The 14,236-nt window shown below is 72.0% G+C and carries 15 protein-coding genes; 10 read left to right on the top strand and 5 right to left on the bottom strand.

Annotated elements, in window-relative coordinates:
* Positions 1-57 precede the first annotated feature (57 nt).
* Positions 58-507 (bottom strand): DUF4383 domain-containing protein, encoded by a 450-nt coding sequence (locus tag DEJ14_RS02080; protein ID WP_165901145.1) that lies wholly within the window; start codon positions 505-507, stop codon positions 58-60.
* A 238-nt stretch (positions 508-745) separates the two neighbouring features.
* On the opposite strand from DEJ14_RS02080, the gene DEJ14_RS02085 reads away from it, so the two are divergent.
* Complete coding sequence (locus DEJ14_RS02085) at positions 746-1,645, top strand: phosphatase PAP2 family protein (RefSeq protein WP_146249750.1); 900 nt, start codon at positions 746-748, stop codon at positions 1,643-1,645.
* Between the two features lie 85 nt (positions 1,646-1,730).
* Positions 1,731-2,870 (top strand): CE1758 family FMN-dependent luciferase-like monooxygenase, encoded by a 1,140-nt coding sequence (locus DEJ14_RS02090; RefSeq protein ID WP_111085384.1) that lies wholly within the window; start codon positions 1,731-1,733, stop codon positions 2,868-2,870.
* A 142-nt stretch (positions 2,871-3,012) separates the two neighbouring features.
* On the opposite strand, the gene DEJ14_RS02095 is transcribed toward DEJ14_RS02090, so the two are convergent.
* Both DEJ14_RS02095 and DEJ14_RS02100 read right to left on the bottom strand, forming a co-directional pair.
* On the bottom strand, positions 3,013-3,381 hold the full coding sequence (locus DEJ14_RS02095) for a DMT family transporter (RefSeq protein ID WP_111085385.1): 369 nt from the start codon (positions 3,379-3,381) through the stop codon (positions 3,013-3,015).
* A 1-nt stretch (position 3,382) separates the two neighbouring features.
* Positions 3,383-3,697 (bottom strand): DMT family transporter, encoded by a 315-nt coding sequence (locus tag DEJ14_RS02100; RefSeq protein WP_111085468.1) that lies wholly within the window; start codon positions 3,695-3,697, stop codon positions 3,383-3,385.
* Between the two features lie 96 nt (positions 3,698-3,793).
* Here DEJ14_RS02100 and DEJ14_RS02105 point away from each other — a divergent pair, with 96 nt between their 5' ends.
* The 4 genes from DEJ14_RS02105 to DEJ14_RS02120 all read left to right on the top strand — a co-directional run bounded on the left by DEJ14_RS02105 (position 3,794) and on the right by DEJ14_RS02120 (position 7,783).
* Positions 3,794-4,372 carry a TetR/AcrR family transcriptional regulator gene (locus DEJ14_RS02105; protein ID WP_258373269.1) on the top strand — a complete coding sequence of 193 codons (579 nt, stop codon included), beginning with the start codon at positions 3,794-3,796 and terminating at the stop codon, positions 4,370-4,372.
* A gap of 142 nt (positions 4,373-4,514) precedes the next feature.
* Positions 4,515-5,534 carry a permease gene (locus tag DEJ14_RS02110; protein ID WP_111085387.1) on the top strand — a complete coding sequence of 340 codons (1,020 nt, stop codon included), beginning with the start codon at positions 4,515-4,517 and terminating at the stop codon, positions 5,532-5,534.
* Positions 5,521-6,351, top strand: a complete 831-nt coding sequence (locus tag DEJ14_RS02115) for a TIGR03943 family putative permease subunit (RefSeq protein ID WP_111085388.1) — start codon at positions 5,521-5,523, stop codon at positions 6,349-6,351. The genes DEJ14_RS02110 and DEJ14_RS02115 overlap by 14 nt, the downstream gene beginning before the upstream one ends.
* Entirely contained in the window at positions 6,341-7,783 is a 1,443-nt protein-coding gene (locus DEJ14_RS02120) for a hypothetical protein (protein ID WP_146249751.1), read from the top strand. Before DEJ14_RS02115 ends, DEJ14_RS02120 begins: the two co-directional genes overlap by 11 nt.
* 77 nt (positions 7,784-7,860) lie before the next feature.
* Here DEJ14_RS02120 and DEJ14_RS02125 read toward each other — a convergent pair whose 3' ends face one another.
* Both DEJ14_RS02125 and DEJ14_RS02130 read right to left on the bottom strand, forming a co-directional pair.
* The gene (locus DEJ14_RS02125; RefSeq protein WP_111085390.1) at positions 7,861-8,907 is read right to left on the bottom strand and encodes an NAD(P)-dependent alcohol dehydrogenase; all 1,047 of its coding nucleotides are present in this window, start codon (positions 8,905-8,907) and stop codon (positions 7,861-7,863) included.
* Between the two features lie 114 nt (positions 8,908-9,021).
* A complete protein-coding gene (locus tag DEJ14_RS02130; RefSeq protein ID WP_111085391.1) occupies positions 9,022-10,059 on the bottom strand; it encodes a glycerate kinase in 1,038 nt (345 codons plus the stop codon).
* 118 nt (positions 10,060-10,177) lie between these two features.
* Between DEJ14_RS02130 and DEJ14_RS02135 the strand changes: the two genes are divergently transcribed.
* The 4 genes from DEJ14_RS02135 to DEJ14_RS02150 are packed head-to-tail and all read left to right on the top strand — an operon-like array spanning position 10,178 to position 14,200.
* Positions 10,178-11,305 carry a heme/hemin ABC transporter substrate-binding protein gene (locus DEJ14_RS02135; protein ID WP_111085392.1) on the top strand — a complete coding sequence of 376 codons (1,128 nt, stop codon included), beginning with the start codon at positions 10,178-10,180 and terminating at the stop codon, positions 11,303-11,305.
* A complete protein-coding gene (locus tag DEJ14_RS02140; protein WP_502868791.1) occupies positions 11,302-12,405 on the top strand; it encodes a FecCD family ABC transporter permease in 1,104 nt (367 codons plus the stop codon). The genes DEJ14_RS02135 and DEJ14_RS02140 overlap by 4 nt, the downstream gene beginning before the upstream one ends.
* Complete coding sequence (locus DEJ14_RS02145; RefSeq protein ID WP_111085393.1) at positions 12,402-13,205, top strand: heme ABC transporter ATP-binding protein; 804 nt, start codon at positions 12,402-12,404, stop codon at positions 13,203-13,205. Before DEJ14_RS02140 ends, DEJ14_RS02145 begins: the two co-directional genes overlap by 4 nt.
* A complete protein-coding gene (locus DEJ14_RS02150; protein ID WP_111085394.1) occupies positions 13,202-14,200 on the top strand; it encodes a hypothetical protein in 999 nt (332 codons plus the stop codon). The genes DEJ14_RS02145 and DEJ14_RS02150 overlap by 4 nt, the downstream gene beginning before the upstream one ends.
* Positions 14,201-14,236 lie beyond the last annotated feature (36 nt).

Consider the following 14,236-nt stretch of genomic DNA (forward strand, 5'->3'; position numbering starts at 1 on the left):
CGCACCGACGCCCGCCTGCCGGAGCGGCAGACGGGCGTCGGGGAGCGTGTCGGTGCGTCAGGCGCGAGCCGCCGCACGCAGCGCGCGGAGGTTCTCCTTGTCGGCACCGAGTGCCGTCAGCAGCAGGATGACACCGACGATCGCGTGGAACACGTTGTCGGTGGTGTTCAGCGCGAAGATGTTCGCCGAGGTGTTCACGAACACGAAGCCGTAGACGGCCAGCACGACGAGCACGGCGCCGACGACCAGGTTGCCGTTCCGCGAACCGATGGTGGTGCCGAGTCCGGTGATGAGCAGGACCGCGGCGAGCAGCACCCAGATGAGGGCGAGCGGCGGGTTGACCCCGAAGGCGTTCCAGAGCATCCCGCCCTGGCGGCTGAAGAAGCCGGGGTCGCCGTCGGCGGCGAAGAAGAAGCCCAGGATGCCCCAGAGTGCGAGGACGCCACCGACCGTCAGCGCGAGCCCGCGGTTCGGTGAGGCGGTGATGCCCGGTTCCTTGATGGCCACTTCGGTCTCCTCCTCGTACACTGCCGACGCGACGTGCGTCAGTCCGGCGGTGCCCGCCGGACTGAGCGGCGCGGCACTGGGCGGCACAGCGCGGGATCCGCGGGTGACGGCCGCGCGGTTCCCAGCCTCCGGCCGGTGTGCCAACGGTATCGTGTCCGACCCCGACCGTCCGAATCGCAGCGCCGTCACCAGGCGTGCGACGAGACCGACGGCGACCACTCCGAGGAGGACCAGCCCGGTGACCTTGACACCCGAGCGCAATGCACCGGAGTCGCGTGGACCGAGCGTCTCGCGGCGGTTGCGGTGGGGTGTGCTGGCGGCTCTGGGGTTCGTGATCGTGCCTTCCGTCTACGCGGCCGCGGTGCTGACGCCGGTGGGGCAGCGCATGGAGGACGCCGCGCTCGGCGGGGTCCGTGAGTCCGACCTGTTCAGCTCGGACACTGCGCTCAACGTCATCTCGGTGCCGGTGATCCTGTTGCTCGTTGTCGTGATCGTCGCGGTGGCGTTCGCCAGGCGACGGCTCTCGGTGGGGCTCGGCGCGGGTGCAGTGGTGCTCGCGTCGGCGGCCACCTCGACGCTCGTCAAGCGTATCGCCGAGCGCCCGGAGATCGCCCAGTCGACGACGCCGAACTCGTTCCCCTCGGGGCACGCCACCATCGCGTTGGCCGCCCTGTTCGCCGTCCTGATGGTCACACCCCGTCGCTTCCGGCCGATCGTCACCCTGCTCGGCGCCGTCTACGCGGTCTTCGTCGCCAACCAGACGGTCGTCTACGGCTGGCACCGGGTGAGCGACATCATCGGGGCGTGCGCGATCGTGATGTTCTGGCTCGGCGTCGTCCGGGCGTTCGGGCCGAGGGTCGACCGGGGACTCCGAGGCGACCGGGACGGCCGGCGGGGGCCGCGCCGGGTGGTCAGCGTCGTCCTGCTCGTCGCGACCGGTGTCACGCTGGCCGTCGGCGTCGCGGCACTCGTCATCGGACTGGCGGGCGACGGCGCCCACGACCGTGCCGCGATCCTGATGGCCGGACGACTGGCCTCGAGCGCGAGCGTCCTGGCGGTGGTGGCCGCGGTGTGGTTCCTCGACGGCATGCACCACGCGGCCCGGACCGACCCCGCCGTACTGCCCGCAGCGCACTGACGCCTGGTGGGAATGCACCGGCGTACGGTACGTTGTACCCAGCAAGTCGATGCAAACGCATCGATATCGCGAAAGGCGGCGCATCATGCAGTTCGGCATCTTCACGGTCAGTGACGTCACGACCGATCCCACGACCGGCACCACGCCGGACGACACCCAGCGCGTCCGTGACATCCTCACCATCGCGCAGCACGCCGACCAGGCCGGACTCGACGTCTTCGCCACCGGTGAGCACCACAACCCGCCGTTCGTCGCCTCGTCGCCGACCACGCTGCTGGCCTACCTCGCGGCGAAGACGAAGGACATCACGCTCTCGACGAGCACGACGCTCATCACCACGAACGACCCGGTGCGCATCGCCGAGGAGTACGCGATGCTCCAGGTGATCTCCGACGGCCGCATGGACCTCATGATGGGTCGCGGGAACACCGGCCCCGTGTACCCGTGGTTCGGGCAGGACATCCGCCAGGGCGTCAACCTGGCGATCGAGAACTACGCGCTCGTCCGCCAGCTCTGGGAGAACGACGTCGTCAACTGGCAGGGCAAGTTCCGTACGCCGCTGCAGGGCTTCACCTCGACGCCGCGCCCCCTCGACGGCGTGCCCCCGTTCGTCTGGCACGGCTCGATCCGCACGCCCGAGATCGCGGAGCAGGCCGCGTACTACGGCGACGGCTTCTTCCACAACAACATCTTCTGGCCGATCCAGCACACCGAGCAGATGGTCGGGTTGTACCGCCAGCGCTTCGAGCACTACGGTCACGGCCGCGCCGACCAGGCGATCGTCGGTCTGGGTGGGCAGTTCTTCGCCCGCAAGAACTCGCAGGACGCGGTCGACGAGTTCCGGCCCTACTTCGACAACGCCCCGGTCTACGGCCACGGTCCCTCGATGGAGGACTTCGCCGCCCAGACCCCGCTCACGGTCGGTTCGCCGCAGCAGGTCATCGACCGGTACGCGGCGATGAAGGACCACGTCGGTCACTACCAGCGACAGCTGTTCCTGATCGACCACGCGGGCCTGCCGCTCAAGACCGTGCTCGAGCAGATCGACATCCTGGCCGACGAGATCGTCCCCGAGCTCCGCAAGCTCAACGACGAGGGTCGTCCGGCCGGCGTGCCGTCCAACCCGCCGAGCCACACGGAACGCGCCGCCGCGGCGCTCGCCGCCGGCACGATCGGCAGCGACCACGTCGCCGCCGAGGACGAGTGGACGGGCGCCTCCGTCTGATCGTCACGTGACCACCTGACGGACGGGAGGCCCGGTGCCAGCTGGCACCGGGCCTCCCGTCCGTCACCGCCCGTGTCGCGAGCGCGACCCGAGTCTCGGGGTCAGCGACGGTTCTCGGGGCACGCGGCGCGAGATCGGTCGCTCAGGCCGATTCTCGGGCTCGCCCCGCCGAGACCCGGGGCGAGACCGCCGGACGCGCGGGGACGAGCTTCAGGCCGACGACGCAGCCGACGATCCCGGCGATGAACAGCACGCGCAGCACGGTGACGGGCTCGGCGCCGGTGGCCATGCCCCACAGCACCGTCAGGGCTGCACCGGTGCCGGTCCACACGGCGTACGCGGTGCTGATCGGGATGTGCTCGAGGACGTAGCCGAACGCGACGAGGCTGATCACGATCGTGATCGCGAACACGACCGTCGGGCCGGGGCGGGTGAAGCCGTCGCTCTCGCCGAGGGCGGTCGCCCACACGGTCTCGAGCGTGGCGCTGACGAACAGGACGATCCAGGCCACCTCAGCTCACCACCTTGAGGCCGACGACGCAGGCGACCAGGCCGAACACGAGGCCGAGGCGTGCGAGCGACGCGGCTTCCTGCCGGCGCAGGACCGACACGACGACCGTCAGTGAGGCGCCGATGCCCACCCAGACGGCGTAGGCGGTGCCCACCGGGATCGACTTCATCGCGAACGCGAGGCCGACCATGCTCAGTGCCATGCCAGCGATGAACACGGTCGTCGGCACGACCTTCTTGAAGCCGTTCGAGGCGCTCAGCGCGGTGGCCCAGACGGCCTCGAGCACGCCGCTCAGCACGAGGATGACCCATGCCATGACGATGTTCCCTTTCTTCGGTCGCATAGTCGCACGACTGTGCGACAACGACCTCGACGGTAGCACGAGTTCGTACGACTGTGCGAGTATGGCGTCGTGGCCAGGAGCATGGACGTCGAGCAGCGGCGCCGCACCGTGTCCGAAGCGGCGTGCCGGGTGCTCGCCCGCGACGGACTCGGGGCGCTGAGCGTCCGGAACGTCGCGGCGGAGGCCGGACTGCCGCCGAGCACGGTCCGCTACACCTTCCCGACCCAGGCGAGCGTCCGCGAGCACACGATCACCCTCGTGTTCGACCGGACCCGTGAGCGCATCGACGCCATCCCGGCTGACCTCACGCCCGCTCGACGCGCACGCCGGATCGTGATCGAGTTGCTGCCCCTCGACGAGGAGCGTGTCATCGAGCTCGAGGTGTACCTGGCACTCGGCAACGCCGCGCTCACCGACGTCGAGCTCCGTCCCACCCTCGATCGCGTCGTCGCGGCGATGCGGGCCTGGTGCGAGGACGTCCTCCGGCTGCTCGGGGTGCCGGCGGGCGACCGGGAGTACGAGGCCTGCCGCCTGCACGCCCTCCTCGACGGGCTCGCGATGCAGGTCGTCCGGCTGGCCCCGGGGGAGTCCGGCGACTGGGCGATCGACGTGCTCGACCGCCACCTGGACGGTGTCGCTGCGGGCTGATCGCGCTCGCCCTCGCACCGTGCGAGGGCGCCTACGAGTCGTGCGAGGTTCCGTACTCGGTGCGAGGCTCGCGACCCCGCACCGAGTACGGAACCTCGCACCGAACGACCGTCACGCAGCACGCGTCGCCTATCCTTTCCGGGTGACGACGACCGCGCCGCCGCAGCAGCGCTCCCGCTCCCGTTCCCTGACGGGCCCCGGCCTCGTGCTGCTCACCGTCGTCGTGCTCCTGGGGATCCGGCTGCTGTCCCCGAGCATCGGGACCGCCGGCCTGCCGGACGTCGTGCAGGACTTCCTGACACTGGCGATCAGCGTGGTGGTCGAGTCGCTGCCGTTCGTGGTGCTCGGGATCGTGCTGTCGATCGTCGTCGAGGTGTGGGTGCCGGTCGGTGCGCTCGAGAAGGTCCTGCCGCAGAACGCCTTCGGCCGCCGCGCCGTGATCTCGCTGATCGGCATGCTGTTCCCGGTGTGCGAGTGCGGGAACGTGCCCCTCGCCCGTGGCCTGATGATGCGCGGGTTCACCCCTGCCGAGGCCGTCACGTTCCTCGTCGCCGCCCCCATCCTCAACCCGCTCGTGATCATCAGCACCGCGCAGGCGTTCGGCTGGTCCGGCTGGATCCTGCCGGTCCGGATCGTCGGCGGCTTCGTGATCGCGAACCTGGTCGGCTGGATCGTCGCCGCGCACCGCCGTCCGGCCGACCTGCTGCTGCCCGCGTTCGAGGCCCGGTGCCGCGCTGCGATCGGCGCACCCCGGAGCCGGAACCGCTGGCGGGAGAGCGCCGCGCAGTTCGGCGGCGAGGCCGCGACGATGATGCCGGCCCTGTTCGTCGGCGCCGGCCTGGCCGCTGCAGTCCAGGTCGCCGTGCCGCGTTCCACGCTCGTCGCGATCGGCTCGAACCCGGTGCTGTCCGTCGCGGCGATGATGCTGCTCGCGATGACGGTGTCGCTCTGCTCGAACGTCGACGCGTTCTTCGCGCTGTCGTTCGCCTCGACGTTCCTGCCCGGGTCGATCACGGCCTTCCTGATCATCGGGCCGATCATCGACGTCAAGATGATCGCCCTGCTCCGCACGACGTTCCGGGTCCGGTTCCTGGTGCTGCTCGCCGTCGTGTGCGTCCTGTTCGCCGGCGCCGTGGGATTGGTGATGAATGTCCTCGTCTGACGCACGCAGCAGCAACGCCCCGGCCTACCTCGGGCTCGGGTCCGTGCTGGCGGTCGCCCTGTGCACGCTCTGGCTCGCACTGGTCGGCCACCTCGACCTGTACATCAACCCGCGGTACTCGGTGTTCACGATCGTGCTCGCCGCCGTCGCGGTGCCCGCCTCGATCGCCGGCCTGGTGGTGATCGCGCGGGGCCACGGCCACACGCACGGCGACGAAGCGGACGAGCACGAGCACGAGCCGGACCACGACCACGGGCGGCGCGGGCCTGGCCGTGGTCGCGCTGTCCGCCTCGCGCTCGGCGGGGCTGCCGCGATCGTCACGGTCGGGGTCACTGTGTCGATGCTCGTCCTGCCCCCGACGACGCTCTCCGCGCGCACCGCGCAGCAGCGGAGCGTCGACTCGGCGACCGTGTCGAACGCCACGGGCTCCGAGGCAGCGGTGTCCCTGCTCGGCAGCGAGGGCGTCGACACCTCGCAGTACGGCGTCAAGGACTGGGCGGCGCTCATCCGGCAGACCACCGACACCACTGCGCTCGTCGGCAAGCAGGTGCGGCTGTCCGGCTTCGTGGTCCCCGGCGAGGACGGCTCGTTCACCCTCACCCGCTTCGTGATCAGCTGCTGCGCCGTCGACGCCCAGCCCGTCGGCCTCGGCGTGGTGACGGACGACGCCGACGGCTCCGCACCCGACGAAGGACAGTGGGTCACGGTGACCGGCGCACTCGCGGCGAACCCGGACCAGTCCGCCGACGCCCGCATCGTCATCAAGGCCGCGAAGGTCACCGAGATCGCGCAGCCGAAGGACCCGTATGAGTACTGAGACGGGCACGCGTACTGAGACGGGCACGAGTACTCAGCGCACCGACCGCCGCCCGGTCACGCGCCGGTTCCACCGCCGGTACCTCGCCGTCGTGCTCGTCCTGGCGGTCGTCGCCGCGCTCGCCGCCGTCGTCGGGTCGCAGCAGGGGCCGCGCCTGCGCGACGTGTCGTACGACGCCACCGGACTGGTGTCCCGCCCGGCGCAGCGGGTGATCCTTACGGCGAACCAGGCACTGCAGCAGGTGTCCGCCGACGACGTCCGGGTCACCCCGGCGGCCGCGCACACCGTGACCTCGAGCGGCAACACGATCGCGGTCGAGTTCGCCGGACCCCTGGCCTACGACCGCGACTACACGGTGACGGTCGCGAACGTCCGGGCTCCGGGGCAGCGTGCCACCGCGGACCTCACCGCCGCGATCCGGACCGGCAGCACGGACGTCCTCGCCCTCGTGCCGGGCACCGACGGCGCGAAGGACCGGATCGTGCGCCGCTCCCTCGACGCCGGCGGTGCGACGACCGTGTACCAGGGTGCCGACATCTCGGAGTACGCCCGGCTCGGACGGTCGCTGGTGGTCGTCAGCGGCAGCGACGCGAGCTCCTCGGTCGACGTGGTCGCGCTGTCCGGCGGGGTGCAGGACCCGGACGCCCCCGTCGAGCACCTCACCCTGCCGTCTTCGCAGGGTCGGGTCACCGCGCTGCACGTCGCCGACGACGCGGCCTCGTTCGGGTTCGAGTACGCCGACACCTCGACCGGGCAGTCCCGGAACACCGGCCTGTACGTGGTCGACATGACGGGCACGCACCTGCCCACCGCGATCGCCGAGGACGGGAAGCCGCGGACGGGCGCGGTGCCGATGACGGTCGGGCAGTGGGCCTACGTGCCCCGGACCGAGAGTGCCCTGGTGCGGACGGGCAGCGACGACCTGGTGCTCGTCGACATGAGCGGCCGCGCCGACCCCGTCCGACTCGGCAGCGCCACGTACCTGCACGGGTTCGTCGGCTCGGGCACCACGGCGGTGGTCGAGACCGGCACGGGCATCGAGCGCCTCGACCTGACCGACGGCGCGAAGACGGCGCTGCGTGCCCCGGCTGCGAGCACCGACGCTGCGGTGCTCGGCCGCATCGCCCCGCTGACGGACGACACGTACCTGCGCGTGCTGGGGGACGTGCGGGCGGACGGGACCGTCTCGGCACGGATCGTGCGCGTGGACGGTGGGCGGGCCTCCCGGCTGCCGGTGACCATCCCGGACGACGCGAGCGTCACCGCGGTCTGCCCGTCCCCGAACGGCCAGTTCGTCGCGGTCGCGACGAAGTCGGCGACCGACGAGCTGGTGAGCATCGTCGACGCGACCTCCGGTGCGCTCGAGGCGAGCATCGACGCGGGTTCCGTCGACTGGTGCGGCGCGCTGCCGTCCGGCGACGAGGTCGGCTGACGGCCCGACGGACAGACACACAGACGGGAGGCCCGTTGCCGGCTGGCAACGGGCCTCCCGTCTGAGCATGGTGACGACTACGCCAGCGTGGCCGCGTCGATCACGAAGCGGTAGCGGACGTCCGAGGACAGGACACGCTCGTAGGCCTCGTTGATCTGGTCGGCGCTGATGAGCTCGGTCTCCGGCAGGATGTCGTGCTCGGCGCAGAAGTCCAGCATCTCCTGGGTCTCGCGGATGCCGCCGATGGCGGACCCGGCCCAGCTGAGCCGGCGCGGGATCAGGGCGAACGCCGGGACCTCGAGCGGCTCGGACGGAGCGCCGACGTTGACGAGCGTGCCGTCGACCTTGAGCAGGCCGAGGTACGAGCCCATCGGGATCTTCGCCGACACGGTGTTGATGATGAGCTCGAAGGAGTTCGCGAGCTTCTCGAACGTCTCCGGGTCCTTCGTCGCGTAGTGGGCCTTCGCGCCGTAGCGGAGCGAGTCGGCTTCCTTCGAGGTGGTCTGCGACAGGACGGTGACCTCGGCGCCCAGGGCGACGGCGATCTTGACGGCCATGTGGCCGAGGCCACCCATGCCGATGACCGCGACCTTCGTGCCGGGGCCGGCCTTCCAGTGGTGCAGCGGCGAGTAGGTGGTGATGCCGGCGCAGAGCAGCGGCGCGACCTTCTCGATGTCGAGCGACTCGGGGACGCGGAGGACGAAGTCCTCGTTCACGACGATCGCCTGCGAGTAGCCGCCCTGGGTGATCGAGCCGTCGGCCGGGTCGACGCTCGTGTACGTGCCGATGTTGCCCTTGAGGCAGTACTGCTCCTCGCCGGCGACGCAGTTCTCGCACTCGCCGCAGGAGTTGACCATGCAGCCGACGCCGACGCGGTCGCCGACCTGGTGCTTGGTGACGTTCTCGCCGACGGCGGAGACGTGGCCGACGATCTCGTGGCCGACGACCTGCGGGTACTGGATCTGGCCCCACTCACCGCGGACGGTGTGGATGTCCGAGTGGCAGATGCCGGCGTAGGCGATGTCGATCTCGACGTCGTTCGCTCCGACGTCACGACGGGTGATGGTGGTCTTGACGAGCGGCTCGGTCGCTGACGGTGCCGCGTACGCGTTGACGGTGCGCAATGATCTCCTCGTGGGGGTGCGTTGCGGGCCGGTTCCGACCCGCAACCAGTCTGATGGAGCGCGCCACAGCGTGGGAGGTCCCATTGGGGCTCCCCAGTGCGGGAATCGGGGGGCTCAGGCCAGCCGTGCCAGGCGCTGGCCCGCGATCGTGGCGAAGCGCAGCGGGTCGGCCAGGGCGTCGTCCGGTTCGCCGGTGGTCTGCGTGGCGAGCACGGTGAGCGAGGCGGCCGCGGCGTAGTCGTCGAGGGAGGCCTCGATCGCGCCGGCGACGAGCATCGACCGGGCCGCGGGGGCGTGCGTCGCCGTGAGTGACCGCACCACCGACGGGACCTTGCCGGCGGCGGACTGCCCGTCGTACCGGCCCTCGCCGCTGATCACGACGTCGGCACCGGTGAGCCGGTCGGCGAGATCGAGGACCTCGGCGACGCCGTCCGCACCGCGGGCCAGGGTCGCACCCCAGACGAGCAGACCGAAGCCGACGCCACCAGCGGCGCCGGCGCCGGGCGTGGCCGGGTCGACGTCCGGGAACCGTGCGGCCCAGGCGGCAAGCTGCTCGTCGAACCCGGCGACGCGCGAGGGCTCGATGCCCTTCTGCGGCCCGAAGACCGCCGCGGCGCCGGTCGGGCCGAGCAACGGTGAGGTCACGTCGGTCAGGACGGTGACGCCGAGCGGTGGCAGGGCACGCAGCGCGCCGCGGTCGCCGTCGTACCCGAGCGCCTCGAGCACGGGTCGTCCGCCGTCGGTTGAGGCGCTGCCGCCGATGCCGAGCACGAGCCCCGTGGCACCGGCGTCGAGCGCGGCGGCGATCGCCTCGCCGAACCCCCGGCTCGTCGCGGTCTCCGGTATGAGTTCGTCGAGCATCGGGAGACCGCTCGTCGCCGCGAGCTCCACCACCGCACGGCCGTCGGGCAGCATGAGCCACCACGTCTCGACGGGGGTGCCGGCGGGCCCGGTCACGGTGACGGGGACCCGGACCGCACCGGGGACCGCGGTCGCGAACGCCTCGAGGGTGCCCTCGCCGCCGTCGGCCATCGGCACGAGCGCCACGTCGTCGTCGGGGCGTTCGGTCAGCCAGCCGTCCGCGATCGCCTGGGCGACGGACGCCGCGGTCGCGGTGCCCTTGAACGAGTCCGGAGCCACCACGATGCGCACGGGACCACCGTAGCGGGGAGACGGCGACACGTGCTGGACAAGGTAGGCAAGGCTCACCTAAGTTAACGGTTAGGTGAGGCTCACCTAACTTCACGAACCAGCACTCGGGATCATCTCCATGTCGTCACTCCGTCGCGCCCTCACGGCCGCAGCGTCCGCCCTCGTCGTCCTCGCCGTGGCGACCGGCTGCACCGGCGGCGGCACCGCCACCGCGGGGGCGACGCAGGCGGCGGGTCGCGGGACGAGCGCGACGGACCCGGCCGCGAGCCTCCAGGCCATCGCCCCGGTGACCGACGCGAAGGACGTGACCGGCGAGCGCACCGCGACCCTGGCGACCGACCTGCCGCCGACGGCGAGCACGGTGGACGAGCCCGAGCTGCCCGTCACCGTCACCGACAACCAGGACACCGAGGTGACCGTCACGAGCGCGGACCGGATCCTCGCGCTCGACATCTCCGGCACGCTGTCGTCCACCGTGTACGGCCTCGGCCTGGGGGACCACCTGGTCGGACGGGACGTCTCGACCGGCTTCTCGGGCACCGAGGACCTGCCGCTCGTCACCCAGAACGGCCACGAGCTCTCCGCCGAGGCGATCCTCGCGCTCCGCCCGACGGTGCTGCTGACCGACACCTCGCTCGGCCCGTGGGACGTCGTGCTGCAGATCCGGAAGGCCGGCGTCCCCGTCGTCGTCCTGGACCCGCACCGGGACACCACCAACACCGACGCGATCATCGAGCAGGTCGCGACCGCGCTCGGCGTCCCGGCGACCGGCGACCGCCTGGCCGCCGAGGTGCACGCGCAGGAGCAGGCAGTCGCCGCGCAGGTGGCCCGGATCGCGCCGTCGGCTCGCGCCGACAAGCTGAAGATGGTGTTCCTGTACGTGCGGGGGAACGCCGGGATCTACTACCTGTTCGGCAGCGAGTCCGGCGCCGACTCGCTCATCGACGCCGTCGGCGGGCGGGACGTCGCGACGGAACAGGACTGGACGGGCATGCGCCCCGTCAACGCCGAGGCGCTGGTCGCCATGCAGCCGGACCTGGTGATCATGATGACCAAGGGGCTCGAGTCCGTCGACGGCGTCGACGGACTGCTCCAGCGGGTCCCTGCGATCGCGAAGACGCCCGCGGGCGAGCACCGCCGCATCGTCGACATGGCGGACACGACGGTGATGAGCTTCGGGCCGCGCACGCCCGAGATCGTGGCCGCGTTGGCAGCGGCGATCTACGGTCCGGCGGACGCCTCGTGACCATCCGGGAGGAACGGATCGCGCCCGTCACGCACGTCCCCGCCGAACCGGCGGTCACGTCCAGGTCGCGGGTCGGCCGCATCGCGCTGCTCACCACCGGCCTGGTGGTGGGGCTCGTCGTCGCGACGCTGGTGTCGGCGAGCGTCGGACAGCTCGGGATCTCGCCCGCCGAGGTGCTCCGGACCGTCGGCCGATCGATCGGGCTGCCCGTGGACGGCCCCACCGACGACCTCGTCACGCAGGCGCTGTGGACGATCCGGTTCCCGCGGGTCGTGATGGCGCTGCTGATCGGAGCCGCGCTCGCCGCAGCCGGTGTGCTCATGCAGGCCGTGTTCGCGAACCCCCTGGCCGACCCCGGCGTCGTCGGGGTGTCCGGTGGCGCGGCGTTCGGGGCCTGCGCCTCGATCGTGTTCGGGCTGCAGTTCGCCGGGTACTGGACGACGCCGCTGATGGCCTTCGCCGCTGGCCTGGTCGCGACGCTGCTCGTCTACGGGCTGTCCCGTGCCGGCGGCCGCACCGAGGTCGTCACGCTCCTGCTCACCGGCATCGCCGTGAACGCGTTCACCGGGGCGGGGCTCGCCTTCCTGACGTTCCTCGGCGACCAGCAGGCGCGCGAGCAGATCGTGTTCTGGCAGCTCGGGTCCCTGAACGGCTCGATGTGGGACCAGGCGGCGGCGATCGCTCCCGTCATCGGGGCAGGACTCGTCGGCGCCGTCGTGCTGACGCGCTCGCTCGACCTGCTCGCCCTCGGCGACCGGGCCGCACGGCACGTCGGGGTGCGGGTCGAGGCCGTCCGGGTCGTCGCGATCGTGGTGGTCGCCCTGCTCGTCGGCGCAGCGGTCGCGTTCGCCGGCATCATCGCGTTCGTCGGACTCGTCGTCCCGCACCTGATGCGGATGGTCATCGGCCCGGCGCACGGCCCGCTGCTGCTGGTCTCGACGCTCGGCGGCGCCCTGCTCCTGACGATCGCCGACCTGCTCGCGCGCACCCTGGTGCCGTACGCGGACCTGCCGATCGGCATGCTGACCTCGCTCGTCGGCGGACCCTTCTTCTTCTGGCTCCTGCGCCGTGCCCGCCGACGGTCGGGAGGCTGGGCATGATCGAGACGAGCGCTGTCGGCGCTGTGGTCGTGTCCGGGATCGGCGTCGTCATCGACGGTCGACCGCTGCTCGCCGACGTCGACCTGACGGTGCGCGCGGGCGAGGTCCTGGCGCTCGTCGGTCCGAACGGCGCAGGCAAGTCGACCCTGCTCCGGGCGATCGCCGGTGACCTCGCCCACAGCGGCACGGTCGCGATCGACGGGGTGCGCACCGGCGGCGAAGCACCGCTCGCCACCGCTCGTCGGCGTGCCGTGCTCGAGCAGGACACCGCCGTGGCCTTCGGGTTCCGCGTCGGCGAGGTCGTCCGGATGGGCCGGGCGCCGTGGCGGGGGACCCCGCGAGCGGTCGACGACGACACCGTGGTCGCGCGGGTGCTCGACCAGGTCGAACTCGCCGACCGGATCGACCAGGCGTTCCCCTCGTTGTCGGGCGGGGAGCGCGCCCGGGCCTCGTTCGCCCGGGTCCTGGCGCAGTCGACCCCGGTGCTGCTGCTCGACGAACCGACCGCCGCCCTCGACCTGCGACACCAGGAGGCCGTGCTGGCCGTCGCCCGCGCACACGCCCGGGCCGGTGGCGCCGTCGTCGTGGTGCTCCACGACCTGAGCCTCGCCGGGGCGTACGCCGACCGCGTCGCCATGCTCGCCGGCGGCCGGATCGTCGCCGACGGCACCCCCACCGACGTCCTGACCGCCGACCGCATCGGCGCCGTCTACCGGCACCCGGTCACCGTCGTGCCCGACCCGAACACCGGCACGCCCGTCGTCGTGCCGTCCCGAACCCTCCAGGAGGCCTCCTCGTGACCACCCGCACCCGCCCGCTGCGGCTCGCGCTCGCCGGACTGCTCGTCGCGCTCAGCGCCGGGGGAGCCGCCCTGGTGGGCGTCGCCCCCGCATCGGCAGCCGGCCGTGTCAGCGTCGCGATCGAGGGGCACCCCGAGGTCACGAACCAGGTCGACTCGACGTACCTGACGACGCTGCGCCTGCGCGGCTCCGGGTTCCAGGGCATCAAGAACGGGTACGGCGGCATCTACGTGGCGTTCGGCACCGTGAACGGCACCTGGCAGCCGAGCAAGGGCGGGGCGACGGGCGCGGACTACAGCTACGTGCCCGACGACGAGTCGAACCCCACCGGGTACCTCGACTTCGTGGCCTTCGAGGGCAGCACCACCGCGTCGGCGGCGAACGGCGGCACGGTCGACTCCGCCACGGGCACCTGGTCCGCGACCCTCAAGGTCCCCGGTTCGACGTTCCAGGCGCTCGACCGGAACGGTGCCGCGAAGACCGTCGACTGCACGGTCGTGCAGTGCGGGATCATCACCATCGGTGCGCACGGCGTCGCGAACGCGAACAACGAGTCGTTCACACCCGTCTCCGTGCAGAACCTGTACGGCAGCGGCGGCACGCTGGCCGGTGGCGGCACCAGGGCGACCACCGGGCAGGCGCCGGCCGACACGACGGACGCGGGCAGTGCCTCCCGTCCGTCCGCCGAGCCGACGTCCGAGGCGAGCGCCGACACCCGCGCGGCCACGAAGCCGTCCGCGCGGTCGACGGCGAAGCCGAGCGCCACCGCGGAGCCGACCGCGTCGGCGACCCCCACCGCGCCGGCCGGGGCGACCCCATCGGCGGTGGCGGCCGCGGCTGCCGACGGCTCCGCGGGCGGGATCGACCCGGGCGTCCTGCGGATCGTCCTCGGCGGCCTGTCCGCGCTCGTCGTGGCCGTCGCGGCGCTCGTCGTCTTCGCGATCGTGCACTCCCGCCGCACCGCACGACGCACCGCGACCGACGTCGCGCCGTAGGACCACCGGACCCGGGTGCTCACAGGGGGCGCCCAC

The organism is Curtobacterium sp. MCJR17_020, assembly GCF_003234365.2.
GTDB lineage: Bacteria > Actinomycetota > Actinomycetes > Actinomycetales > Microbacteriaceae > Curtobacterium.